This window comes from Marinobacter nanhaiticus D15-8W (genome assembly GCF_036511935.1).
Lineage (GTDB): Bacteria > Pseudomonadota > Gammaproteobacteria > Pseudomonadales > Oleiphilaceae > Marinobacter_A > Marinobacter_A nanhaiticus.
The window spans coordinates 4,483,800-4,508,271 of record NZ_AP028878.1; the positions used below are offsets into that span (position 1 = coordinate 4,483,800).

The following is a 24,472-nucleotide window of genomic DNA, read 5'->3' on the forward strand; positions in this document are numbered from 1 at the left end:
TCTGCAACTGCGGAAGTCTGGGATCAGCTTACTTAAATTCGTGTTCGTTTTTTCTCGAAAACAGACATTTGTGCTGTGCCGCATATCAACTTGGATGTGCGACGCACCAGAGCGCCAGCGTAGCGTGTTCGACAACAGCTATTTCTCAAGAAAGCTTAACCACGATGTGCACTGCTGCCAAGCCAACGCTTTGCCAAAAAATGGGTATACGCTAAATCCTGCCGGATGGCCAATTCCTGGCCATCCGGCACATGCTACACAGAGACTGACTTAGCGGGACTCAGGTCTTCTCTAAGCTTCAAAGCGATTGAGGTATTGCCAGACAAACATTCACCCCTTGTTGAGGGATAAAACTCTTCAACCACCTGGCCCAACTCATCCTCATCGTATTCAAACAGCGCATTACCGAACCCCTTCGCTGCAGCCGCATCCAACGCAGTCTGGTCAACCCCCTCCTCTTTCAACTGCCTCGACCTTTCCCGTGCTTCAGCCACAGCTTCCTGCAGTGACAACCCCTCCTTGACCACCAGATCCACATAGTAGATCGGCGCTCGATGGCTCTGTGTCGTGCTTTTCCCTCTCAGTTTCAATTCCAACGGCATGTACGCCAATAGACCACCAGAGACTGCCTGGTAGTAGCTCAGCCTGGCCGTAAGGGTCCGGATGCTGTTGTAACCGGTCGTGCGGAAGATGAAGGTGCCGAGATCATCGTCGTCACCGACCTTGACGTTCAGGCGGCCATAGGGCTTGCACAGGCCACCTTTGCCGAACTCGCAGAGTGTTGGCCCCGGGCATGACAAAGACTGCACTCCTGACTGCGTCAGACGCTTACAGGTGTCGCCATTGCCTACACACATAGGCCGCCCGCTTTTGCGGTCGAACATGGTGTATTCAGCCCGCAGGTTGAGGTCCGCTTCGTTGAACAACATGCGAACCGGGATGGTCCGCAATTTTCCGTTTGTAGCTTCTTTTCTTAACTCCGCGTCTAACGGATGCAAGACCCACCCGGTGTCCTTCTCCTGGATCTGGGAGGTGATGGTAAATTGATCGTCTTTCTGCGGTAGCCGGATGCCATTCTTTTCAACAACCCGGCCGATGCTGATACGCCCCAACACGGGAGGCGTGATGGCTAAACCTTTAATCATGATGACTCTCCTTCGAAAAAGGACCACGGGGCACTCTTCACACCCGCGTGGCCAATGGGGTTTTTATGCTTGGATGAGGAATCGCCGACTTCCCGGCTTTGTGAGTGGGTACTGCTCCAGAAGCTCTGGCTGATCCTTCAGCAGCTGTTTCACGTTGAGACCAACGGAATCCTTGCTGCGTTTCCAACTCACGCTGCCACTTGGAAAGGTTGCCTTTGAGGCTTCGCCCATCTGGCTCTCGATTCGCTGTTTCAGGTGGGATTCGGTAGAGCTGAGGGCTTCCATTTCCTTGCGGATTGCCAGTAGCTCATCGAACGCATCCGACAACTCCTTGCTTTGGCTGAAGTCCAGGGTCTCCCCTCTGTCCACTGGGTACAGGTGGCGCAAGGCACATTCAGCAGAATCGGTTCCATCGACCAGTGGTGGTGTGTCCGTTTCTACGAAGTCCCAGAACTGGCGCTCCAACACGTACAGCGCGTCGATGAGCTCTTCATTCCGTTCAATGCGATAGATCTTCAACTCCTGGCCACACAGCAGAACGCACACGTCCGCCGCCTGTTTGCCGGTGACAGCCAACTGGTGCTGCACCTGGCACTGGATATAGTCCGGCACACCCTCTTTCCAGAGACGTGACCCGAACTCCCCTGCTGTTTTGCACTCTAGGATCTGCACGTCGTCATCAGCTACCACCGAGTAATCCAGGTTGGCCAACATCCAGTGTTTCTCCGGATCTGGATGCTGCAATACTGCATTCACCCTGCGCACCTTTCGGCCGGTCTGTTGGCTGTACTGCTCAGCTACAATCGGTTCCAGGATATGGCCCCAGTAGACCGGAGAAGCGGGATCGTCCGAATCCGGTTTGGGTAGGCCAGCATCTCTGCCAGTTTTCACCATCCATAGTTCGAGTTGGGACTGGTAAGGGTTCATGCCGACGGCTGCAGCGGCATCACTACTGCCAATGCCCTGCTTGCGCACTTTCAGCCATTCATCCCGGCTGAGGCCCTTGGTGGAGACCAGGCGCAATGCCGGTCGTTGTTTCTGAATTGTGTTTGCACTGATTCTCATGGTGTTTTCCTCCAGACATAAAAAAGCCCGCCAGAGCATCAGGCTCCGGCGGGCTTTATGGCGGTTTTGAGATTGTTATGGTTGGCTCAGTCCACAAGTGACATGGCCTGCTCTAATGCACGGTTCTTAACAGCGGCACCGGTTCCGAACCAGGCGGAATCCAGTCGATGGTCCACGGTTTTCGCGCGGCGTTGGTGATCAATGAATTCCGTCACTGCATTCAGCAACCCGTAGGCAGTGCCATCCGATGACGCCAACGTGGCCCCCATGCCCTCGCCTTCATAGAGGGACAGTGCTTTGGCCATAGACCGCTCGTTGGTTTTGCCAACACCACTTCCGGAGTCATCGGTGAATACCTTCAGGAAGTAGTTCCTGGCCTCTGTGGTCTTCACCTTTCGCTCACTCAGAGTCTTCAGGCGGTACATAAAGTCATCCCAGGCGGATACCGAGATGCCCAGTTGTTTCTTCACCAGGTCAGCATCGAAGGCCGTGTTGTGCTTCACCTTGACGGCGTTAGCAGTGGAGCCTTTTAGGGCGACCGCGAGGGTGTTGTTGCACACCACACGGATGCTGGTGAACTGGGCAGTCGTAGCCATCGTTCCGTCGCAAGCGGTGGCCAACAGCACGTAGGCATTGGATTGATCGTTGCCCTTGAGCATGCCCGACTGGCCGGTGCGGGCCAGAGCCCACATCTTGCGGCCACCTTTAAGGACACCGGCTGTTTCCAGCTCAAAACCAGACACTTCGGTCAGATCCCGATAGAACTCCAGGATCTCCTCGGGCTGGACCACTTTGAAGCGATTACCGACGACCGACAGCGGTGCTCTCGTATCCGAGCGGTAAAGCACCTTGGAATCCGGATATGACAGATTCTCGCCAAGGGCGCCACCGGAATTAGTTACGTAGCGAACCGGGCTTTCCTGGATCTGCCAGTCCAGACCAGCCTGCTTTGCCCAGACCTCCAGGGGTTGATTGGAAGTCAGCTCATTCCCCAGACCATGCCAGGGGGTTTGGCCAACGTAGGCCATTTGCTCGATGAGATGAGCCATGGTTGTTCTCCTTTGAAATGCGCGAAGGGAATTAGCGGATGTCGTCTGGGGAGTCAGAGTCGACACTGAAGGAATAGCCGCAATCAAGGCAGCGGTAGTTGTCGAGCACACGCTCATCGAGGACGTCGCCCAGGATTACACCAGCGGAAGCACCGGTTGCGCCGCCAAGCAACGCACCGATAACAGCACCGCCAATACCACCGACAGTCGCGCCTATCGGACCGCCGACAATTCCCAGGGCGGCACCGGCCTTAGCACCAGCTGTTGCAGCGGCAAAACCGCCATAGGTACCGGCAGACGCACCGACCACGCCAGCGGTTTTCTTGCCGTAGTTGTTCTTGCCGATCCGGACAGATAGGCAGTTGGGGCATTTTTCAGACATTGGGATTACCTCTGTGAATTGGGAGGGGAGGCACAATCAGTGCCCTGGTTCACAGAGGTGATATAGGTTTGAAATTTTTTTCAGGATACCGTAATGGCGGAATCAATAGCGGTTCCTATTGATTTGTTCTGTGTACCCCCTAAACATTAACTATAAGAATGAGTAGGCTTGGTTGAGCGCTAGTGAAACTAACCACACATGGCATTACGACACTGGCAAAGAGGGCTTTCTGTGTTTATCCGAAGACTCTACTCGAACTCATGTAGATCACTCCCGCACTCTTTCGAATATGAAGCTTATGCAGCGGCAGCAAAATAAAACAACGAAAGGAACTCGAAAATGGCAACCGAAAAAGACAAGCAACCCGCGCCCCCACGTGTTCGCCTCGCGTGTATCGAGATTCAGCACTTTCGGCGTCTCAAAAAAATTCGAGCCACGATAGACGAGAGAACTACAATTTTTGTAGGAGCAAATAATAGCGGTAAAACTTCTATTCTATCGGCTATTCGAAAGTTTCTTGGAGACAATACCGGCTTTGGTGCGTTTGATCTTAGTGTAGATCAGTGGTCGAAACTACGGGAGCTTGGAGAAAAATGGGAGAAGCTTGAGGAACCGCCTTCTTCAGACAATTCTGACTCGACAGATTGGAATGAGCAGCTCCAAATGCTCCTCGACTGCATGCCAACACTTGACCTGTGGTTTGATGTACAGGTCGGCGCCTTCCACATTGTTTACCATTTTCTTCCTTCTCTTAAATGGTCGGGGGGCCCCATCGGCGTGCGCATCAGGCTGGAGCCCGCATCCACGGTGGATGATCTTCAAAAAATTGCATGGCGCTTCCGTGAAGCTAAGCGGCCAGTAAAAGACCAAGATGTGCCCAATAAAGCCTGGCCCATAGATCTGCTGGATTATTGGCTTAGATACCCAAAAGACCTGAGCCACTTTTCCGTATACAAACTCGACCCTAAAAAGGGCCCTTTGCAAAATGACCCGCCAGAGAGCCCTCAGGCACTACCGACCACTGCACAAGCTCTTGATCGCTCAGCTCTAAAGTAAGCGTTCATTCCACGACGTAGTTGACCTACTTCACGTCACGGAGAGGCCTTAATAACTCCGGCGAGACCTTGTACTGTTTCCTGCCATCCTCACCCAGCACGATCACACTCTTGCGATTGATTTTGGTGACGATCCCCAACACCGGTCCTTCCCGGCCTTCGAAGGTCACTTTCAGGCCAACCCGCAATTGACTCAAGGCATGCAGGGTTTCTTGTTCTTGCAGTTCATCAATTCGCTGGCAGATGGTCTGGTTCAGTTCCAGCAACTGGTCGATGGTCATGTCCTCAATGCGCACGGACGTTGGCCTCCGGCTGTTTGTTCTGTCGGTCAGGGTGGCGTGGGTCGATCAGCGCCCGTAGCGGATTGTCGGCGAACCGGGGTTTCCAGAGTCGGGGCGTCAGGTCGCTGACTTCACGGGCCGGGTGCTGGCTGATACGTTGCAGCACGTCCACCAGATACGTGTACGGGGTAATATCGTGCAGCTTGCAGGTGCTGATCAGGCTCTGGATGACGCCCAGGTGTTCCGCGCCCAGTTCGGTCCAGCAGAACATCCAGTTTTTCTTGCCCATTGGAATGGGGCGTAGTGCTCGTTCCAGGTGGTTGGTGTCTGGCTGCACATCCGGGTCTTCCAGGAACACGGTCAGGCTCGCTTCACGGCTGAGCACGTAGTTCAGGGCTTTGGTCAGCGAATCGCTGGGCACGAGGCCGCCTTGCGCCAACTGATCCCGGCACCACTGGAAGAAGTCGCTGACCACCGGTTTCGAGTGATCCAACCGGTACTGGCGTTTCTTCTCGCCAGTCAGCCCCTGGGTTTTGATGGCCTCTTCATTCCGGTACACCGTGGCGATCTGTTGCAGCGCGTCGGTGACTATCTCCGGATGATCCTTCTGCGCCTCGATAAAGTAACGGCGACTGTGCACCCAGCATTGGGCATGGGTGACGTTTTCCTGGGCGGCGGCATAACGGGCATAGGCCGCGTAGCCGTCACTGATCAGGGTGCCGCTGAACGATTCGCTGAGTACTTCTTCGATATGGGCACGCCCACGGCTGTTAGAGTAAGTGAACACCACCTCGTCGGCATCGCCATACAGCGGCCAGAACCAGCCGGATTTCATCTTGCCCTTTTGCGGGCCGGCCCGGCCCTGATGACCGGCCTTGATGGGCGTTTCGTCCATGGCCAGTACCCGACTGCGCAGTACGTTGTCGGTCTGGGCATCCACAATGGGGCGCAGCAGGTCGATGGCACGCTTGACCAGATTGGTCAGAGTGCTGCGACTGACGGTGATACCGGCCTGTTGGATACGCTGGTGCTGGCGATACAGCGGCAGATGGAACTGGAATTTGTCCACCAGCAACCCGGCCAGCAGGCTGACATCGGCCAGGCTGTTGTCCAGCACGTTGAACGGAGCCGGTGTCGTGATGAGCTTCTCGGTGCCCTTGCGCCGGAACACCGGGCGTTCGCACTTAAGCACCACATAGCTGGAGGCCCGCTGGGCCAGCCGGTAGGTGGTCTTGCTGCCGATCACTTCGTACTGGTCAGCCTCCGGCCCGGTCAGTTCCGGTGGCAGGTGTTCAATGACCTCCACCGGCACATCGGCGGTGAAGCGCAGGCCGGTGTCGTTCAGGCAGTCGTCGTCCCGCTGCTTCTTACCGGTACCACGCTGATAGGCTTTAACCGTGCGCTTTTTCTCTTCCGGTGGGTTCTCCGGAACCGGTGCATCGCCTTCCTGGAACAGGCTGTTCTGGCCCGGCAGGTCAAATGCCTGCTTCTCGGATTTGGGGCCGAACAGCTGCTTCTTGAACCAGTCCAGCTGGCGCTGAAGGGTCTGGACCTGCTCACGCAGCAGTGCATTCTCCTCGGCCAGAGCCGAGGAGGACGATGCATTGGGAGAAGGAGCAGAAGCCGTTGAATTCATGACCGATATTATACCGGAACCCGGCCTTCTATACCCCTCGAAAACGCTTGAACTGGCGGTATTTCTGCACCTCAATGCCATCGATCAGCAGTTGCAGATCCGTCAGCGTCAGGGCTCGCTGACCGGAGGCAGATAAAGGCACCCGGAACTGTCCCTGCTCCAGGCGTTTGGCCCACAGGCAGTAACCAGTGGTCGTAAAATACAGCATCTTCATCTGAGTTTTACGGCGATTGACGAAGACGAAATACTGGCCGCTGAGCGGGTCGTGCTTCAACTGATTCCGGACCAGGGCGCTCAGGCCCCGGAACGATTTGCGCATATCGGTGGGCTCAGTGCACAGCCAGATCCGGGCCTGACTATCGAGCCCGATCATCCGTTCTGGCTCAGCCGCAGTTCCACGCCGTTGCCCAGGCTGAGCACAATGTTCCAGCCGGGGCCGGAGGATGGAGAGTTGCCCATCAACGACGAGAGATCCAGAAAATCGGCTTCACCGGGACCTGACGACTCATCAGTCGACGGGTCGGACAGGCGCTTGCGCCAGTTACAGAAGCTGGCGTAACCGATCTTCTCCTGTTTACAAAACTGCGGTGCTGACAAGCCGCTGGCGCGCTGCTGATCAACCAGGGTCTGCCACTGTTCTGGAGTACGGTGCTTTCTCATGGGGGTAACCTCGTATCGGGAAATGTGAGGTTACTGTAGAGCGAATCTCAGCGGGGTGGCAGAACGTCGCGGAATGAACGCTTACGCTCTAAAGCCATTATTGCGGGTGGATTTTGTTCCGGCACAACGTGGGTTGGGGCAAGAAGAGGCAGATGGCCGTCCTGGTTCAGATCCACACCGAATTGGTCTGTTTTCCAGCCAAGTACTAAAATTCGCTCGGCAAAATTTAAACAGCGACACCCCTACCCCTGGCCATCATCCCGACCTCATTAAAGCAGTCACTAATGCGCAAAATGACTTGGACACACAAATACGTGCTGCGCTTGCTCCAACGATAAAGGATGTCGAAAAGCTTGGCTATCCAGGACTGCACGACCCTCAGCAAATCGATTTTCGGACTCGCATTCACACTTCAGATTTGCTCAACCACAACACTGCTGTTCAGTACAGAATGGATGGTCAAGAGGGCAACACTTATTTCCCGGAGCACACAATTGGTCTGGGTTATCAGAACCTACAATCACTTAGTTATCAATTAGTGTCCTTTCGAGAAACTCGCCTCAACCCCTCAGAAGGAGCACCAGCGGCGGTGCACCTTGTACTCCTAGAGGAACCTGAAGCCCATCTTCACGTACAAGTTCAACGAATCTTCCCCAAAAAAGCCCTAGAACTAATAACACCGTCAGATTCCAATCATGCTCATCTGGCGAATCAGTTGATACTAAGCACCCACGCAAGTCATCTGGCGCACTCCGACTCTTTTACGCGCCTTCGATATGTAAGAAGGGCTTCTTCGGAAAGTCCTGAATCCATGCCTTACTCTGAGGTCATCAACTTAGCAGATGTCTTCGGTGATGATTTTAAGACACTAGCTTTTGCAGAAAGATACTTCCATGTACAGCATACAGATTTATTATTCGCAGACGCTGCAATTTTTGTGGAGGGCACGGCTGAACGAATGCTAGTTCCTTTTTTCATCGATGGAGAATTTGAAGAACTGAGTCGACGATACCTTTCATTTCTAGATATCGGGGGAAGCCACGCCCATAGATTGAAACCCCTTGTGGAAAGGCTTGGCATACCCACTGTCATAATCACAGATATCGACCCAGTTGAAGTTACGAAGTCAAAGGCAAACAGAACCGTCCGAAAGGCCACGGTCATTCGTTCTCCAAAAAATCTTGAATGCGGAAACGACACACTCACGAAGTGGCACCCAAGAAAAATCTGCTTAGATGATTTTGGCGCACTTTCAGGTGAGGATCTAACATGGGTTAGCGAAAATGGAACCAGAGTGCGATTCGCCTGGCAATTGCCAATATTCAGTAACGGACCGTGGCCCAGCTCATTCGAAGATTCGTTCATTCTGTCAAACTTAGACTGGTTCAAACGGCAGATGGACGAAACCGGCCCGCTCGGGAAGGCCTGCGAAGTAGCGCGTGAGTGCGAAGGTCCGAATGAGCTAAACGAAGCACTTCACGAAATGCTTCATGGCTCTTTCAAGAAAGGCGACTTCGCCTCAACTATTTTTGAAAAACTCAGTATTGGAGAGCCCTTAACATGCCCTTCCTATATTTCTGACGCTCTTGGTTGGCTCCAACGAGAGTTAGATCCTAAAAAAGGTGGGGGTTAGTCATGAATTTGGTTCCAGCCGATGACAATGATCGCGACTCCAAGGTAGTTAACGAAATATGCGATTACCTTACCTCAAACCCTCCTCGAAGTTTTTTCTTGTTTGCCGGAGCTGGATCAGGCAAAACGCGCACACTAGTAGAAGTTCTGCGCCGATTGACGGGCATTGAGAAACATGAAACCGGGTCTCGATTCGCAGCCCAACTCTTTGCTCGCGGTCAATCGATTCGAGTAATAACCTATACGCGAAATGCAGCCGCTGTAATCAATGGGCGATTAGGCGATAACACCCTCACTAAGGTCTCGACGATCCATGGTTTTTGTTGGGATTTAATCGCGGGGTTCGATGAGGATATAAAAGACTCATTGCTGGCACTTAATCAATCTGCTCTGGATAAAGCGAGACAGAAAGCTCAGGTGTAAACATCCCGCTTTTAGTTGCACCGCTGATTAGAGTTTTCCGTCTGTTGGTGTCTCGCCAGATATTCCCATGGCGTCAGGTCTTCCAGTGAATCGTGGGGACGTTCATCGTTGTATTCGGCCATCCACGACTCGGTCCGCTGCCGGACTTCGGTGAGATTCCGGAAGACATACATATTCAGGATCTCGTCCCGGTAAGTGCGGTTGAAGCGCTCCACGTAGGAGTTCTGGGTCGGCTTACCGGGCTTGATAAATTCCAACGCGATAGCGTGCTTTTCTGCCCAGTCTGCCAAGGCGATGGAGATGAACTCCGGGCCGTTATCCATACGTAGTCTGGCCGGGTAACCTCGCCAGGCGATGATGCGCTCCAGGACCCGGATGACCCTCGGTGCTGGCAGGTTCAGGTCAATCTCGATGGCAAGGATCTCCCGGTTGAAGTCATCCACCACATTGAACGTTCGGAACCGGCGACCACAGAACAGACTGTCGCTCATGAAATCCATGGACCAGCAGTGATTCGCTGTGCTGGGGACGGCCAGCGGTTCGGGATTTCGGGTTGGAAGCCGCTTCTTACCTCGTCGTCGCTTGTTCAGGTTGAGCGCGCGGTACAGTCGATAGACCCGCTTGTGATTCCAGGCATGCCCCCATCGACGCAGCACCTTGAACAGCTTGCTGAAGCCGTAGGCAGGGTAGCGTTCAGTGGCGCTCTGAAGCGCTGCAATCACCGGCTCATCACGGGCGGTATCGGGCTGGTACCGATACACAGAGTCACTGATGCCAGCGATTCGGCAGGCTCTGCGAACGCTGATGCCGTGAGCCTGCTTGAGGTAATCCACCAGTTCTCGTCGAACGGCTGGCTTTACAGCTTTTTTTCGATCACATCCTTCAACAGTTTGTGATCCAGGCTCAACTCGGCGTACATCTGCTTGAGCCGGCGGTTTTCCTCTTCAAGCTCTTTGAGGCGCTTCACGTCAGAAGCTTCCATGCCACCGTACTTGGCTTTCCAGTTGTAGTAGGTCGCGTCGGAGATGCCGTACTCCCGACAGACTTCCTTGACCAGGCGACCGCCCTCGACCTCCTTCAGGATCTTGACGATCTGGGACTCGCTGTACCGTGATTTCTTCATGCTGCTCTCCGTTTGCCTCATTGTAGGCCGGAGAACTCTAATTACGCATGCACCGATTTTAGGGGGTGTTTACACAGGCAAGAAGAAGGGGGCCTACTCCTAAAGATAATGAAACTATCAGCGAACTAGAAAAAAAAGCACAGGCTCTCGAGTCGATACCTCGCTTTATTTACAACCCAGATCGGAATACATATGGCGATGGCGCACTTCAACATGACCAGGTGCTGTCGGTAACAGCTTGGCTGCTTAGCGAACGGCCAACGTTACGACAAGTGCTAGCGGACAAACACCCAATCATTCTCATCGACGAGTCCCAAGATACGATGAAAAGAGTGCTTGGCGCGTTGATGGAGTTGAACCGAGATGATTCTGCTGCGATAGCGCTGGGACTTATTGGGGACCATAGACAGAGAATTTACCTGGACGGACATAAAGACCTACCGTCACTTGTGCCCGGGGGATGGGCAACACCAAGTCTCCAGATGAATCATCGGAGTCAACAACGAATTGTTAGTTTGGTCAACAACATTTGGCAGGCTGACATCATGGGTCGAACTCAGCCAAAAACTGGAATTTTGCAAAAAGCGCGTTCCGAAAAATCTGAGGGCACTGTCAGGATTTATGTTTGTGATACGAACATCAATGCCGAAGATAAAATACGGATGGAGCGAAGCTGCGCAAAAGACATGTCGTCAGCCTCTGGAGATTCTTGTTGGCTAGACCATCAACATGGCTATCAGCTCCTAGCTCTTGAGCACAAGTTAGCAGCACGTCGAGGAGATTTTTTAGATGCCTATAACGCATTGAGCCTCATCGATAAAGAAGCTACCAGGCCCCAAGGAAACATAGAGAATACCGGCCCGGCTGCAGTCCAAATACTTCTAAGAGAACTGCCCGCCCTCGCGGCATGCAAGAACAGTCAAGGTGAGATAGACGACTTTGCTATAATCGAGTTATTAAACAGATACAATCGCCTAGAAAACCTTGCGAAAGCAGATCGAGATTTCCTGAATAAACTCAAAGAATTTCACGAAGCCGCAAAAGAAATTATCGAAGTCTCGTCCAATCCTGACTCGACTGTAAAAGAAATATTAGCACCGGTGATACGCAGCCATCTTTTCGAGGTTGATGATCGACTACGCCACGCGTTCCGCGATAACGAAGACATACCGACAACCGCAAGTCCTAAAGAATCCAAAGAAGAAAGAAGACAAAGGGGATGGCGTGCACTATTCGATGTTAGGTGGGCCGAACTAAGCAGATACCATAACTATCTGCATGGGAAATCCAATTTAGCAACACATCAGGTTGTCAAAGGCTCCGAGTTTCCAAATGTAATGATCATCATGGATGATTTAGAGGCTGGTGGTAATCTATTTGCCTACGATAGGCTCTTTGGTGCCGTAAAACTGTCAAAGTCGGACCTGGAAAACATTGAAAATGAGGAAGAGACATCGATTGATCGAACCCTAAGGCTTTTATATGTGACTTGCAGTCGAGCTCAAGAAAGCTTGGCTCTTGTACTCTGGTCTTCAGACACCAAAGCGGCTATTAAACGCATCAAGGACAGCGGCTGGTTTTCGGAGGAAGAAATTAAAGAGGTGCCGACGCCTTGGCTGCCGAGACCAGTAGGAACCTATTAGATAGCAAATGCATATTAAATTGATCAACGTGTTTGCAAACAAAGCACAATGTGTATTTGTGGGTAACAAAGCGGGTAACAGACAAATCAAGAAATTTTAATATTTTATCTATCAATGCCTTAGAAGCTTTATAAGTATGACGCCGTCTCCACCAAGACTCCCTAAAAAGCCCCTGATTTTCAGGGGCTTTTTTATGTTCAGCCCTCTACTATTCGTCGCCTCTGGTGGAGGCCGCGGGCACAAAAAAAGCCGCTGAATCGGCGGCCTTTAGAAAACGGGATCAGCTCACCCGGTCAGAAATTCACACACTGGGCGAAAGCGTCTTCACTACTGGGGGCTTCGGTAACCTGCTCCCCTTGGGCCTGAAGCTCCTCCTCGATTCCAGCCGTAATCACTTCCAGCAGCGCCAGACCCTGGGCATATGTCAAACCTACCTGGAAGAGGTCGCCGTTCGGCTCGACCACGATGTGATATTGGCGTGTAACTTGCCCGTTATCGCGGACGTCTGAAATCTTCATCAGCCTGTAGCCGCTGATTTCCTTCACCACTGTTGCAGGCATACTACGCTCCCCTATCAATGACCTGACAGGCTAGCAGTTTGCCATCACTCCCCCTGACTGTGTGTAGACTTTTGAAATTCAATTGTTTTCCGAATTTCACATTTCGCCATAAAGCTACTTACCGCAACATAAAGCCGCAAAAGATCGACCGCCTTTTTGCCCTGCAACGAGCTCATTCGTCAGGCGATAATCGGCTAGGGATTTTGACGTATTGCCGAATGTGGGAGCTGACGTGTAAGGGAGTGTTCACACTGGAAATCGATATGCCGACCGGCACGCCCTCAGCAGCTCGACATCCTGTTACACAGAAGCCCACGGGCTTTACAGTTGATTACAATGCGGGCAGTCAATCTGAGTATGGAAACCCAGCTCCTTGGAAATCAAAAATTTAGCCACGGCTCGCCCGACCTGGCTTGTACAGGGAACCAAATCTGACGTCGTCCGGAAAACTGTACCGCACCAGCAAGATCTATTGCGCTTCGCTGAAGAAGCCCACGGTCTTGCGGTCGATCAGTTCGCCATCAGCGTCGTACTCGAAATAACCGAAGAAGCTATCCTCCATCGCCCAGGCGTTAAAACGAGCAACGAGATTGCCCTCGCCATCGACGAGCTGGAAGTTTTCGGTGTCATAGGTGGTGGCCCGCTCGGGATCGGACTCGGTGTCGACGTGGACCAGGTGATGGCCTTCGGGGATGCGGATGCTTCTCTTGAGTTGCTGCTCAATCATGATCGCCTCCTTTTAACGCGTGAGTTTTTCTGCTCAAACGTTGATCGATTTGCGACGATAAACCATTTCCCATAGCTCAACAATTAAACTTTTTGAGCCCGGCAACCTCCCTGTCTACTGTCATATTTTTTCAACTTTGGGACTGCAAAATAAGGATCCACTCACAACGGCCCCATCAACAGGCCGCCCAACGCCGATACGACCACCACCCGCCAAGGCGCTACCTTCCACACCGTGAGGAGGACAAAACAAACCAGGGCGAGGACGAAAGCCTCGGGACCAATGATCGCTGATGTCCAAACCGGGTCATAAAACGCTGCACCGAGAATGCCCACGACCGCAGCGTTGGTACCGCGCATCAATGCCGGTGCCCAGGTGTTTTGCCGCAACTGTTGCCAGAAAGGCATGACGCCGACCAGCAGCAGGAAGCCCGGCAGGAAGATGGCCACCAATGCGAGTGCTGCTCCGGGCACGCCACCCAGCAACGCACCCAGGTATGCTGAGAAGGTAAACAACGGACCGGGAATAGCCTGGGCAGCGCCATACCCCGCGAGGAAATCGTCGGCGCTCATCCATCCGGAACGCACAACTTCCGATTCCAACAGCGGCAGGACGACATGGCCGCCACCGAAAACCAGGGCACCCGCCCGGTAGAACACATCGATCAACGTCACCGCATGGACTGCATCGATCGCAGCGATGATTGGCAGGCCTAAAAGCAACGCAAAGAACAGCAGCAACGCAACGAGACCCGCGTTGCGGCTTAGCCGCATCCCGAGGTCCCGCGAGGTCGGCGGGGCACTATCCTGACAGAACCAGAACCCCGCCAGCGCCCCAACGACGATTGCAAGGACCTGCCCACCAGGGCCGCCCACAGCGACGACGACCAGTACCGCCAGCGTGGCTATCGTAGCTCGGGGCCTGTCCGGGCAGAGGTTGCGTGCCATGCCCCATAAGGCCTGGGCAACAATCGCCACGGCAACAATCTTCAGACCGGAAAGGACACCCTGCCCAAAGGGATTGTCCAGCTCAAAGCTGATCGCGGCGAATAAAGCCAGCAGGATCGCCGAAGGCAACGTGAATGCCAGCCAAGCGGCAACAGCGCCTGCATAGCCGCCGCGCAGGAGCCCCAATGCAAAGCCTACTTGGCTACTCGCCGGCCCCGGCAGGAACTGGCATAGCGCCACAAGGTCGCCATAGGCCTCATCGCTCAGCCAGCGGCGACGTTCCACGAATTCGGCGCGGAAGTAGCCCAGATGGGCGATAGGCCCACCAAATGATGTCAGGCCCAGGAGGAGGAAGGCACGGAAAACTTCCGCGAAACGCTGCAATGTTCACATCCCCAAAACAATTGGAAGGCTTGAGGCAAAGCATCCCAATGGAATCGCGCAAAAAAATGGCCGGTCAAAGGCCGGCCGGAAGTTTCCCATTGTGATAACAGAAGTCTGACACGTATCTCCAGATGTCACGGGGACAGTCTAGCCAATGCGGAATGACAGTTTCGTGACACAGTCAGGGAAGCGCATCAGGTGCCGTACGGTACTACACGAAAAAGACCGGCCTCGCGGACCGGCAACGTCGGAGTGACTTTGCGTCGAATGGCTCAATAAACGGAGCCAAAGGCCCCGTGTAGCGACGCGCCAAACAATACGGAGCCGGCTTCGGAATGGACGAAAAGATCACCTAACGATGATGCCCGGACATTTCGCCCCCGGGCGCACTGGAGGGGCCATGTTCGATCTGGACATCTAATTCGATATCGTCTCGATGGACGAATTCCAGCGTCAGCGAAAAAGACTCGCCCTCCTTCAGGGGCTCATCAAGCCCCATCAGCATGACGTGGTAGCCATTGGGTTCGAACCGGACGGTCCCGCCTGCCGGAATTTCCAAGCCACCTTCGACCGCATCCATACGCATGGTGCCGGCCTCTTCGCGGGTCCGATGGATACTGGCCATACCGGTAACGGGCGTACTGACCCCTTCGAGCACAACCGACTTGTCGCCGTGGTTTTTGATCGTGAAATAAGCGGCGCCGTTGATCGGTTTTACCGGTGGCGTGGGTCGGGCCCATGGATGGTCGACCTGGATCCCATGGTGAGGAGATTCCTGGGCAAGCGCGGCCGACGTAGCCAAGACGACACACGCCAGCGTTGCGATATGCACAAGACAATTTGCTGCTTTCATCAATACCCTCGCAATATCTGCATAGCTTGCAATATCTGCATAGCTCGCAATATTTGCATAGATAGTAGCATTCGATTAGCGCTATCTGGACTTAGCGCTAACTCGATCTAGTACTCATTCGTTCCAGTACGGTCGCGCGTGACGGTCGAGCCCCCTTGAACATGTATGGCCAACGGGATTTTAGGCTTTATCATGCCGGAAATAGTAGATGGGGAAGCGTCACAAACCAGTTCAAGTTTAATTCAAGGAGGGTGGCATCATGTCGCTGAAGCAGCAGTTCGCCCTGATGGCGGACTACAACGCCTGGATGAATATTGAGCTCTACACCCATGCGTCCAAGCTGGTCCCGGAGACCCGGCGCCAGGATATGGGAGCATTCTTCGGCTCGATAGAAAGTACGCTGAACCACATCCTGGTGGCCGACATTGTCTGGCTGCGGCGCTTCGAATCCCACCCGTCGGCCTTTGCCACCCTGAAGAACCTGTCCGACTTCCCGCACCCGGAATCACTCGGCCGTCTGCTGTTCGACGAATTTACGTTATTGCACGAAAGCCGCAAGAACATGGACGCTCTGCTCATCCGCTTCATCGAAGAAACGGACGAGCAGGATTACGACGTTCCGCTACATTACCGCAACAGTAAGGGCATGCCGTTTACCAAACCCTTCGGCCCCCTGCTGATGCACCTGTTCAACCACCAGACCCATCATCGCGGCCAGGCTTCTGCCCTATTCAACCAGCTGGGCGTCGACATCGGCGTCACTGACCTGCTGCCCCGCATACCGGATCAGCTAAAGGCGATGTAACTTCCGGGAGCCCCTGATTAAAGGCATCAACGCGGGGCAAACCATCAACCAAAGTGGAAGAAAGCCACCTTGTTGCCATCGAGGTCACGGATGTAGGCGCCGTAGAACCGGTCGGGAATGCGTTGACCGGGCTCACCCTCGCACGTTGCGCCCAGAGTGATCGCCTTCTTGTAGCAGGCATCCACCCCCTCCTTGGACCCTGGGTGGATCGCCACCATAGTGCCATTACCGGGCTCATGGGGCTGTTCGTTGTACGGAGTGCACACCGCCAACATAGGTTCACTCATACGCTTGCCGATGAACGCGATCCTCCCCATGTCCATTAGCACCTTGGCTCCGATATCTCCCAGCAGGTCGCTGTAGAAAGACTTCGCCCGGTCCATATTGCTGACGCCGAGGGTGACGTATCCAATCATGGGAATGCTCCTTTTGTTGTTAACTGAACGACTTGTTGTTAAGTGAACGGCGTAGTGAGGGGTATTGCCACGCCCGTAGTGTCGGTACAAATAGCCCGAGCCAATTCAGTTGGACTGACGACGCAGGCGGCCGGCCGAATGCTGTCCAGACAAGCAGCATACGTCACCCAGCCGAAAACCGGCCAGCCGCCGAATAATTTGCTTGCCGGCCAGGCAAAACTGGCTAAAATGCGCGCAATTCAGCGGTCCAGAAGTACCTGCAATGTTCATTTCCTTTGATATCTTTCGTACGCTCAGCTTCCCGGACACCCGCGTCCTCAAGCCTGAGCAGATGTTTGCCGAGAAAGACCTGCTACGCAGTGCCGACTGGGTACTTTTCCCGGAATACTGGCAGCTCAACGCCCTCGTCCATGGCCTGAAGTGCCGCGTATTCCCGAGTTTGGCCAGTTACCAGATCGGCCATAACAAGGTCGAGATGACCCGTGCCTTCCAGATGCTGGTGCCCGGCAATACGCCCTTCACCCTGATCGACGCCAACGGACCGCAGGAACGGGAGAAGATCTGGGATGCCATGCCCCTGCCCTTCGTCGCCAAGCTACCACGTGCCAGTATGGGCGAGGGCGTGTGGCTGATCGAGAACCGGGGGGACTGGCTGCGTTATTGCGAGTGCACCGATGTACTCTATGCTCAGGAATACCTGCCGATCGACCGGGACCTGCGTATCGTGATCGTCGGCGATCGGGTGGTCACTGCATACTGGCGTCACCAGGCCGATCAGGGCTTCTACAATAACGTGGCCCGCGGCGGTCGCGTCGTGTATGGCGAGATTCCTGAAGCGGCCACCGAACTGGCACTGCGCGTAGCGCGTGAACTGGGTGTGGATCACGCCGGTTTCGACGTCGCCATGGTTGGCAACCACCCTTACCTGTTCGAGTTCAACCGGCTCTTCGGGAACCAGGGACTACAGGGCGGCATCCTGCGGGATGCAATCCTCGATTACCTCAAGCGTGAAGCGTCACCCCAGGATCCAGAGGGTCCACCACCACCGCAGGGGATCTTTCCCATCGCGGTTTGATTGCCATATACAGTTTGATCTCCAAGAAAGGAGCGGGCCCGGCATCCCGGACCGCTCCCTGCCACGCTGTGACTCCGTCCCGCTCTAGAATTCATCCAATGTGGTAACGGTGAACTGCGAGGCATCGTCGTCCACCTCACGTGCGACCACGGTGTAGACACTGCCCGCGGCCAAAGTGACATCCAACGGGCCGATGGCAACCGTACCGGTGCCGGCGACAGTCACACACAGGGTATAGTCCCCAGCCTCCACTTCCAGATATCCGGAACTCGCCTTGTAGGGCACATCCGTAAGTACCGGATCGGCATTACCCGGGCAGGCATTACCCTGGGCGACGGCGTAGACGTCGACATCAGGCGCCTGGGACGCACCGTGGATAACCCGCAGTTTTGCCGCAGTGGCAACGTCGCGGTTGTCATCCTCGAAGGGCAGCAATTCCAGCGCTGTCACGGCATTCGACGCCAGTACCGTGTATGCATTTCCGTTCACGAGATCGAGTTCCGCATCGGCAACGACCGTCGGACTGCCTGTGGCGGTGACGCCTACTGTTGTAGTGCCGGCTGGCAGCGATGCATAGTCCAGGGCAGGATCATTCCCGGAACCCGGGAAGGCATTGGGAAAGGCCAGGTCAGTGGTGGCAGCGACACCGTCGACATAGATATCGACATTCGGTGCGTCGTAAGAGTTGTGCACTGCACGGATGCCAGCACCGGCATCCGCGTCGACGATCTCAGTGACCACGCCGTCGTCTTCGACAATCAGACTGATGGGCGAGTCGCCAAAATTGGTATTGTCCACAGCGCCGATAAACAGCGACTTGTCGGCGGCAAGCTGAATAGTGCCACTGTCGAATACCGGCGTACTGCCACCCTCGGCAGTCACACGAATCTGGTAGTCGCCGGCGGGAACATCCACCGCATCGAGTGTTTCCCTGAAGCTGAAGGAACCAATCGGTGATGCAGAAACCAGATCCGCCCCAGGCGCCGTCACATAGACATCCACGGCGGGTGCGTCCGCTGCCAGATGGGCCACCCGGACGCGGACCTGGCCGCTGGCAAGATCGCTTTCTGGCTGTTCCACCAGCAACAGTTCGGGGCCGCCGCCGGCGACGGTGCCGACAGCCGCCGCGTAGTAGCGAATGTCATCGGCAATCATAATGTCCGCAGGACCAATAACCGTCTGGGTTTGGTCACCGGGTAGTCGCGCGTCGACAGCAACGGCGTAGGTTCCGGTCTCAAGCTCGACCTCGCCACCGCTCTTGAACGGCACATCGCTAAACAAGGTATCGCTCCCCGCCACCACGTTGACATTCGGTGCGTCAGCTGAAGTATGGAGCACCACCAGTTCGCTGGTTTCAGGGGAGTCGTCGTCATCATCACAACCGGTCAGCGCCAGGAAGGCCAGACTGACGAGAAAGAGCGGCAATGCATGGTTCATTTTGTTGTTCCTCCATCGAATGGACATGCCCGGGTAGCTACGACGGAGAAAGGTCGGTGGCCCTTAAATTTGTCAATTATTGTGAAATTAAACCGGTCGTTTTGATAACTGGAATGTGTGATATGGTCGCCGCCCGTGCAGCAGATAGTCCTCGCAAAGCGAGATCGTTGCGAAGGTCATCATCTTTAAACGGTCATCAATTAGCCTGGATTACGGCCCCGCCCCTCATAAGAGCAGCCAAACTAGGGGTTTATGCGTATCCACGTTAATGAATCGAAAAGCTATAGATGTGAGTTTGGACAAATCCTGCCTTAAGAGCAGGACGTATCGCACGTTTCCAGACAGCCTCCGACGGTGTATAGCAGCCTAATCTTTCCGCTATACTCTGGCGCTTATACGTCATCAAGTGAAGAAAAACACAGGGAATCCCTCATGCGCACCGCGTCCCGCTTTGCCATTGTCATCGTTGTACTGGTGGTCGTTCTCGGCGGCATTTTCGGTTACACCTTTTACAGGTTCGGAAAAATGCAGGAGCAGATGTCTCAGCCCCAGCCTCCGGCCGTTATCGAAGCAACGACCGCCCAGCGTACCTCCTGGATACAGGCCATCAAGGCAGTCGGTAGCATCACGGCCATCAACGGTGTCGAAGTCGCTAACGAAGTGGCCGGCGTTGTGGAATCGGTCGGTTTCGACTCCGGCGACCGTGTCGAGAAGGGCGACATCCTGTTGAGGATGGACACCTCCACCGACGAAGCGGCACTACGTACGCAGCGTGCCGAGGCGCAGCTGGCTGTGCAGCAGTTTAACCGCACATCCGACCTCCTGCCCAAGCGGGCCGTATCCCAAGCCCAATACGATGAGGCCAAGGCCAATATGGAAGCGGCCCGGGCGCGGGTGAATGAGGCTGAAGCGCAGCTCCAGAAGAAGATCATCAAGGCGCCGTTCGACGGCACACTTGGTTTGAGACTTGTCGACCAGGGCCAGTACCTGGCGGTCGGTACGCCGATTGTAGAAATCAACATGCTCGACCCGATCTATGTCGACTACACCATTTCCGAAAAGGAACTGATCAACGTCGACGTGGGCCACGACGTCGTTGCCACTGTGGCAGCGCTGCCCGATGAAGAGTTTCGCGGAAAAGTGAGCGCCATCAACAGCTCGGTGAATCCACAGACGCGCACCGTGCGCATCCGCGCCACGTTAAAAAACCCTGAGCAAGCACTACGCCCGGGAATGTTCGCAACGATCCAGACCGTGCGGCCGCAGGAGCGCGATGTGGTCACCCTGCCGCGTACTGCGATTTCCTTTAACACCTACGGTGATTTCGTCTACGTACTGAAGGAGAAAGACGACGGCCAGCTCGTCACCGAGCGCCGCAGCGTCGAAACGGGTGGCACCCGCTCAGGCCGCGTGGAGGTTACCAATAACCTCGAAGCTGGCGAGCAAGTCGTCGCCACAGGTCTGCTGCGCCTGCGTTCCGGACAGCCTGTGGAGATCAAGTCCGAGGGTAACAAGAACGGCTCACCGGACCAGCAACAGTCGGGTGAATCCAGTGGCGGGGAGGCCAGCAACTAATGCGTTTCACGGACATATTCGTACACCGTCCGGTCCTGTCGACGGTTGTCAGTCTGCTGATCCTGCTGCTGGGTGTCCGCGCCGCCATGGACATGGAAGTGCGCGAATACCCGCAGCTCGAAAGCACGACCGTCACCGTGACGACGGCCTATCCCGGCGCAAGCTCAGACCTTATCAAGGGCTTTATTACCACGCCTTTGCAACAGGCAATCGCCGAGGCCAGTGGTATCGACTACCTGACCTCTACCAGTTCCCAGGGCACTTCGACCATCGAAGCGCATATGGAGCTGAACTACGACGCCAACGCCGCCCTGGCAGAGATCCAGGCCAAGGTGGCCAGTCAGCGCAACGTGCTGCCGGAGGACGCCCAGGACCCGGTTATCACCTCCACCACCGGTGACAGCACGGCGCTGATGTATATCGCCTTCTATAGCGAGACCATGCCGGTTCCGCAAATTACCGATTACCTGACCCGGGTGGTCCAGCCCAAACTCCAGGCCCTTTCCGGTGTCGGCAAGGCCGAGCTGCTGGGCCGCACCTTTGCCCTGCGGGTATGGCTGGATCCGGAGCGTCTGTCGGCGGTGGATATGACCTCTTCGGAAGTCATCCAGGTTTTGCTGAACAACAACTACCAGGCCGCCGTGGGTAACACGAAGGGCGAGTTGGTCCAGATCAGCCTGACCAGCGATACTGATGTCGGCAGCCTGGAGCAATTCCAGGATCTGGTTATCAAGGAATACGAGGGTTCGCTGATACGCCTGCGGGATATCGCGCGGGTGGAATTGGGTTCAGAAAGCTACGAAAACCTGGCGCTGTATAAGGGCCAACCGTCCACCTATGTCGCCATCGAGCTCTCACCGGGCGCCAATCCGCTGACCGTGGCGGAACTGGTGAAGAACGAGTTGCCCCAGATCGAAGCCCAGTTGCCCTCGGAACTGAGCGTGGAATTGCCTTACGACGCATCTGAGTTCATCGAGGATTCGATCAATGAGGTGGTCCAGACCCTTTGGGAAGCCATCGTTATCGTCCTCGTCGTGGTCTTCCTCTGCCTGGGCTCACTGCGCGCGGCCGTCGTACCGTCAGTGGCCGTACCGTTGTCGATTATCGGCGGCGCCTTCATCATGCTGATGCTGGGCTACTCGCTGAACCTGATGACGCTACTGTCCATGGTTCTCGCCATCGGCCTGGTGGTGGATGACGCGATCATCGTTGTGGAAAACGTTCACCGCCACATCGAGGCCGGCGAGCCCAAGTTCGATGCCGCAATCAATGGTGCGCGGGAGATGGCTACGCCGATCATTGCCATGACCACCACGCTCGTTGCGGTTTACGCCCCCATAGGCTTCATGGGCGGTCTGGTGGGTTCGCTGTTCACTGAGTTCGCCTTCACACTGGCCGGTACGGTCGTCATTTCGGGTATCGTTGCCTTGACCCTGTCGCCTATGTTGTCGGGCAAGGTGCTGAAGCCTCATGGGCAGCCAACGAAGTTCGAAACCAAGGTCGAGAACTTCTTCAACGGCCTGGCCAACGGCTATAGCCGGGCATTGTCGTCCTCGCTGGAGACCAAGTCGGTCACCATCTTCTTTGCCTTGGTCGTACTCGTCTCCATCTACGGCATGGTCAAGCTGAGCCAGAACGAACTGGCGCCGACCGAGGACCAGGGTATCCTGCTGTTCCAGGGCACTGCACCACAAACGGCAACACTGGATTACCTGCAGAAGTACGGTGCAGAAATGCAGCAGATGATGGAAGAACTGCCAGGCTACGATGAGACCTTCATGCTGCTGGGCATTACAAGTCCAAATGCGGTCTTCGGCGGTTTCAAGATGGAGCCCTGGAGCGAGCGCGAGGTATCCCAATTCGAGGTCCAGCCACAATTGCAGGGCGCATTGGCCGGAATCGTCGGGCTGCAGACCGCGGTGTTTCCGCTCCCGGCCCTGCCCGGCTCGAGCGGCGGCCTGCCGTTCCAGTTCGTTATCACCACCGGCGCCAGCTACGACCAGCTCGATAGCGTAGCCGACGAAATCCTCGGCAAGGCGATGCAGAGCGGCAACTTCATGTTCGTGCGCAAGTCGATCGAGATCGATCGCCCGATCACCACCATCAAGGTGGATCGCGATCGGGTCGCTGACCTTGGGCTGTCGATGCAGGATGTGGGTCAGGCAATGTCGAGCATGCTCGGCGGTGGCTATATCAACCGCTTCAACATGGAAGGCCGTTCCTACCAGGTTATTCCACAGGTGGAGCGCTATGCCCGCGCCGATGTGGATGCACTCAACGAGTACTACATCCGCGCCGACTCCGGCGAGTTGGTGCCGCTATCCAGCGTGATCAGCTTCAAGGAGGGCGTCGAGCCGTCCCAGCGGACCCAGTTCAACCAACAGAACTCGCTGACCATCGAGGGCATTCCCATCGTACCTATGGGCCAGGCGATCAACTCCGTCACCCAAGTGGCAGACGAAGTCTTCCCGCAGGGCTTCACCTATGACTTCAAGGGGGATTCCCGCCAGTTCATGCAGCAAGGCAGCGCGTTGGCCGTTACCTTCTTCCTGTCGCTGCTGGTGATCTACCTGGTGCTGGCAGCTCAGTTCGAGAGCTGGCGAGACCCGTTCATCATCCTGGTATCCGTGCCCATGTCCGTGGCGGGTGCCATGGCGTTTATCGTGACCGGCATGGCAACGATGAACATCTACACCCAGGTGGGGCTGATCACCCTGATCGGCGTGGTATCGAAGAACGGGATCCTGATCGTGGAGTTCGCCAACCAGCTCCAGCACGAGAAGGGGCTGAATAAGCTGGAAGCGGTGATCGAAGCGGCGGCGATTCGCCTGCGGCCGATCATCATGACCTCCCTGGCGCTGATCGTCGCCATGGTGCCGCTGCTGATGGCGGTTGGCCCGGGCGCGCAGAGCCGCTTCGCCATCGGCCTGACGATCGCCACAGGTCTGGGCATCGGCACGCTATTCACGCTGTTCGTGTTGCCGGCGTTCTATGTCCTGCTGGCGAAGGATCACAACGCCGACAAGGACGAAGGGGCCAAGGCCCATGCGGCGGAGCCGGAACCTTCCAGCTAGATCCGCTGAACGCACAAGATCCACTAAACGAGAAAGGGGCCCATCGCGGGCCCCTTTTTTATTGCTGTTGGTCGGAAGGATATGGAGGTAATTACGACGGCGAGGCACCGGGACCGGCAGCTTTTAAGGGCACCTGCGGCGCCTCAGAAGCTGAAGCTTCTGCTACATGCTCGAGTTGGCTGAAAAATATAGCCAACGCTTCAGCTTCGAAGCAGCCCACAGGGCTGCCTGGGTTTCCAGTAACTGCGGGCTTCCGTCACCAACTGCCGGCACCTTCGGCGCCTCAGAAGCTGAAGCTTCTGCTACATGCTCGAGTTGGCTGAAAAATGTAGCCAACGCTTCAGCTTCGGAGCATCCCTCAGGGCTGCCTGGGTTGCCAGTAACGGGCTTCCGTCACCAACTGCGGGCACCTTCGGCGCCTCAGAAGCTGAAGCTTCTGCTACATGCTCGAGTTAGCTGGAAAATGTAGCTGACGCTTCAGCTTCGGAGCAGCCCACAGGGCTGCCCCGGTTGCGTCGCACCCGC

Annotated in this window: 23 protein-coding genes; 8 read left to right on the forward strand and 15 right to left on the reverse strand. The window is 55.4% G+C overall.

The genetic code is table 11. From position 1 onward, the window contains the following. Nucleotides 1-254: 254 nt before the first annotated feature. The 4 genes from RE428_RS20070 to RE428_RS20085 all read right to left on the reverse strand — a co-directional run bounded on the left by RE428_RS20070 (nucleotide 255) and on the right by RE428_RS20085 (nucleotide 3,641). Nucleotides 255-1,145 (reverse strand): recombination directionality factor, encoded by an 891-nt coding sequence (locus RE428_RS20070; RefSeq protein ID WP_004580389.1) that lies wholly within the window; start codon nucleotides 1,143-1,145, stop codon nucleotides 255-257. 63 nt (nucleotides 1,146-1,208) lie between these two features. Beyond that, complete coding sequence (locus RE428_RS20075) at nucleotides 1,209-2,210, reverse strand: YqaJ viral recombinase family nuclease (RefSeq protein ID WP_205624595.1); 1,002 nt, start codon at nucleotides 2,208-2,210, stop codon at nucleotides 1,209-1,211. Nucleotides 2,211-2,296: 86 nt separating this feature from the next. Then, complete coding sequence (locus RE428_RS20080; RefSeq protein ID WP_004580387.1) at nucleotides 2,297-3,259, reverse strand: DUF932 domain-containing protein; 963 nt, start codon at nucleotides 3,257-3,259, stop codon at nucleotides 2,297-2,299. Nucleotides 3,260-3,290: 31 nt separating this feature from the next. Beyond that, on the reverse strand, nucleotides 3,291-3,641 hold the full coding sequence (locus tag RE428_RS20085) for a hypothetical protein (RefSeq protein ID WP_004580386.1): 351 nt from the start codon (nucleotides 3,639-3,641) through the stop codon (nucleotides 3,291-3,293). Between the two features lie 339 nt (nucleotides 3,642-3,980). On the opposite strand from RE428_RS20085, the gene RE428_RS20090 reads away from it, so the two are divergent. Next, nucleotides 3,981-4,697: an AAA family ATPase gene (locus tag RE428_RS20090; protein WP_004580385.1), complete on the forward strand. Its 717-nt coding sequence runs from the start codon at nucleotides 3,981-3,983 to the stop codon at nucleotides 4,695-4,697. A 25-nt stretch (nucleotides 4,698-4,722) separates the two neighbouring features. Here the strand turns inward: RE428_RS20090 and RE428_RS20095 are convergent, their stop codons facing one another. From RE428_RS20095 to tnpA, 4 genes are read right to left on the reverse strand one after another with little or no spacing between them, the layout of a single operon-like run. Next, nucleotides 4,723-4,992, reverse strand: coding sequence for a hypothetical protein (locus RE428_RS20095; protein WP_004578758.1), 270 nt, complete (start codon nucleotides 4,990-4,992; stop codon nucleotides 4,723-4,725). Continuing rightward, the gene (tnpC, locus tag RE428_RS20100) at nucleotides 4,982-6,613 is read right to left on the reverse strand and encodes an IS66 family transposase (protein ID WP_004578759.1); all 1,632 of its coding nucleotides are present in this window, start codon (nucleotides 6,611-6,613) and stop codon (nucleotides 4,982-4,984) included. Before tnpC ends, RE428_RS20095 begins: the two co-directional genes overlap by 11 nt. 28 nt (nucleotides 6,614-6,641) lie before the next feature. Continuing rightward, complete coding sequence (tnpB, locus tag RE428_RS20105; RefSeq protein WP_004578760.1) at nucleotides 6,642-6,986, reverse strand: IS66 family insertion sequence element accessory protein TnpB; 345 nt, start codon at nucleotides 6,984-6,986, stop codon at nucleotides 6,642-6,644. After that, nucleotides 6,983-7,273: an IS66 family insertion sequence element accessory protein TnpA gene (tnpA, locus tag RE428_RS20110; protein WP_004578761.1), complete on the reverse strand. Its 291-nt coding sequence runs from the start codon at nucleotides 7,271-7,273 to the stop codon at nucleotides 6,983-6,985. Before tnpA ends, tnpB begins: the two co-directional genes overlap by 4 nt. A 73-nt stretch (nucleotides 7,274-7,346) precedes the next feature. Between tnpA and RE428_RS20115 the strand changes: the two genes are divergently transcribed. Continuing rightward, on the forward strand, nucleotides 7,347-8,906 hold the full coding sequence (locus tag RE428_RS20115) for an ATP-dependent nuclease (RefSeq protein ID WP_081614573.1): 1,560 nt from the start codon (nucleotides 7,347-7,349) through the stop codon (nucleotides 8,904-8,906). A gap of 2 nt (nucleotides 8,907-8,908) precedes the next feature. Then, entirely contained in the window at nucleotides 8,909-9,328 is a 420-nt protein-coding gene (locus RE428_RS20120) for a UvrD-helicase domain-containing protein (protein WP_040882431.1), read from the forward strand. 11 nt (nucleotides 9,329-9,339) lie between these two features. Here RE428_RS20120 and RE428_RS20125 read toward each other — a convergent pair. Further along, nucleotides 9,340-10,451, reverse strand: a protein-coding gene (locus RE428_RS20125; RefSeq protein WP_085988666.1) for an IS3 family transposase whose coding sequence is annotated in 2 segments (ribosomal slippage) — nucleotides 9,340-10,190 and nucleotides 10,190-10,451 — 1,113 coding nt in all. Because the reading frame shifts where the segments join, the coding sequence is not laid out codon by codon here. Nucleotides 10,452-10,516: 65 nt separating this feature from the next. On the opposite strand from RE428_RS20125, the gene RE428_RS20130 reads away from it, so the two are divergent. Then, nucleotides 10,517-12,094 (forward strand): UvrD-helicase domain-containing protein, encoded by a 1,578-nt coding sequence (locus RE428_RS20130; protein ID WP_051079769.1) that lies wholly within the window; start codon nucleotides 10,517-10,519, stop codon nucleotides 12,092-12,094. Between the two features lie 293 nt (nucleotides 12,095-12,387). Here RE428_RS20130 and RE428_RS20135 read toward each other — a convergent pair whose 3' ends face one another. From RE428_RS20135 to RE428_RS20150, 4 genes are all read right to left on the reverse strand, one after another. Further along, nucleotides 12,388-12,654: a hypothetical protein gene (locus tag RE428_RS20135; RefSeq protein ID WP_004580379.1), complete on the reverse strand. Its 267-nt coding sequence runs from the start codon at nucleotides 12,652-12,654 to the stop codon at nucleotides 12,388-12,390. Between the two features lie 469 nt (nucleotides 12,655-13,123). Continuing rightward, nucleotides 13,124-13,381 carry a hypothetical protein gene (locus RE428_RS20140; protein ID WP_004580378.1) on the reverse strand — a complete coding sequence of 86 codons (258 nt, stop codon included), beginning with the start codon at nucleotides 13,379-13,381 and terminating at the stop codon, nucleotides 13,124-13,126. A gap of 161 nt (nucleotides 13,382-13,542) precedes the next feature. Beyond that, nucleotides 13,543-14,712, reverse strand: a complete 1,170-nt coding sequence (gene chrA, locus RE428_RS20145) for a chromate efflux transporter (RefSeq protein WP_004580377.1) — start codon at nucleotides 14,710-14,712, stop codon at nucleotides 13,543-13,545. A 352-nt stretch (nucleotides 14,713-15,064) separates the two neighbouring features. Then, nucleotides 15,065-15,565, reverse strand: a complete 501-nt coding sequence (locus RE428_RS20150) for a copper chaperone PCu(A)C (RefSeq protein WP_051079768.1) — start codon at nucleotides 15,563-15,565, stop codon at nucleotides 15,065-15,067. A gap of 259 nt (nucleotides 15,566-15,824) precedes the next feature. On the opposite strand from RE428_RS20150, the gene RE428_RS20155 reads away from it, so the two are divergent. Continuing rightward, a complete protein-coding gene (locus tag RE428_RS20155; protein ID WP_004580375.1) occupies nucleotides 15,825-16,370 on the forward strand; it encodes a DinB family protein in 546 nt (181 codons plus the stop codon). A gap of 44 nt (nucleotides 16,371-16,414) precedes the next feature. Here the strand turns inward: RE428_RS20155 and RE428_RS20160 are convergent, their stop codons facing one another. Next, nucleotides 16,415-16,786 carry a VOC family protein gene (locus RE428_RS20160; RefSeq protein ID WP_004580374.1) on the reverse strand — a complete coding sequence of 124 codons (372 nt, stop codon included), beginning with the start codon at nucleotides 16,784-16,786 and terminating at the stop codon, nucleotides 16,415-16,417. Between the two features lie 262 nt (nucleotides 16,787-17,048). Between RE428_RS20160 and RE428_RS20165 the strand changes: the two genes are divergently transcribed. Further along, a complete protein-coding gene (locus tag RE428_RS20165; protein WP_004580373.1) occupies nucleotides 17,049-17,861 on the forward strand; it encodes an ATP-grasp domain-containing protein in 813 nt (270 codons plus the stop codon). Between the two features lie 84 nt (nucleotides 17,862-17,945). On the opposite strand, the gene RE428_RS20170 is transcribed toward RE428_RS20165, so the two are convergent. After that, the gene (locus tag RE428_RS20170; protein ID WP_004580372.1) at nucleotides 17,946-19,298 is read right to left on the reverse strand and encodes a DUF4397 domain-containing protein; all 1,353 of its coding nucleotides are present in this window, start codon (nucleotides 19,296-19,298) and stop codon (nucleotides 17,946-17,948) included. A 432-nt stretch (nucleotides 19,299-19,730) separates the two neighbouring features. On the opposite strand from RE428_RS20170, the gene RE428_RS20175 reads away from it, so the two are divergent. Continuing rightward, a complete protein-coding gene (locus RE428_RS20175; RefSeq protein ID WP_004580371.1) occupies nucleotides 19,731-20,873 on the forward strand; it encodes an efflux RND transporter periplasmic adaptor subunit in 1,143 nt (380 codons plus the stop codon). Next, nucleotides 20,873-23,947, forward strand: coding sequence for an efflux RND transporter permease subunit (locus RE428_RS20180; protein WP_004580370.1), 3,075 nt, complete (start codon nucleotides 20,873-20,875; stop codon nucleotides 23,945-23,947). Before RE428_RS20175 ends, RE428_RS20180 begins: the two co-directional genes overlap by 1 nt. The last annotated feature ends 525 nt before the right edge of the window (nucleotides 23,948-24,472 follow it).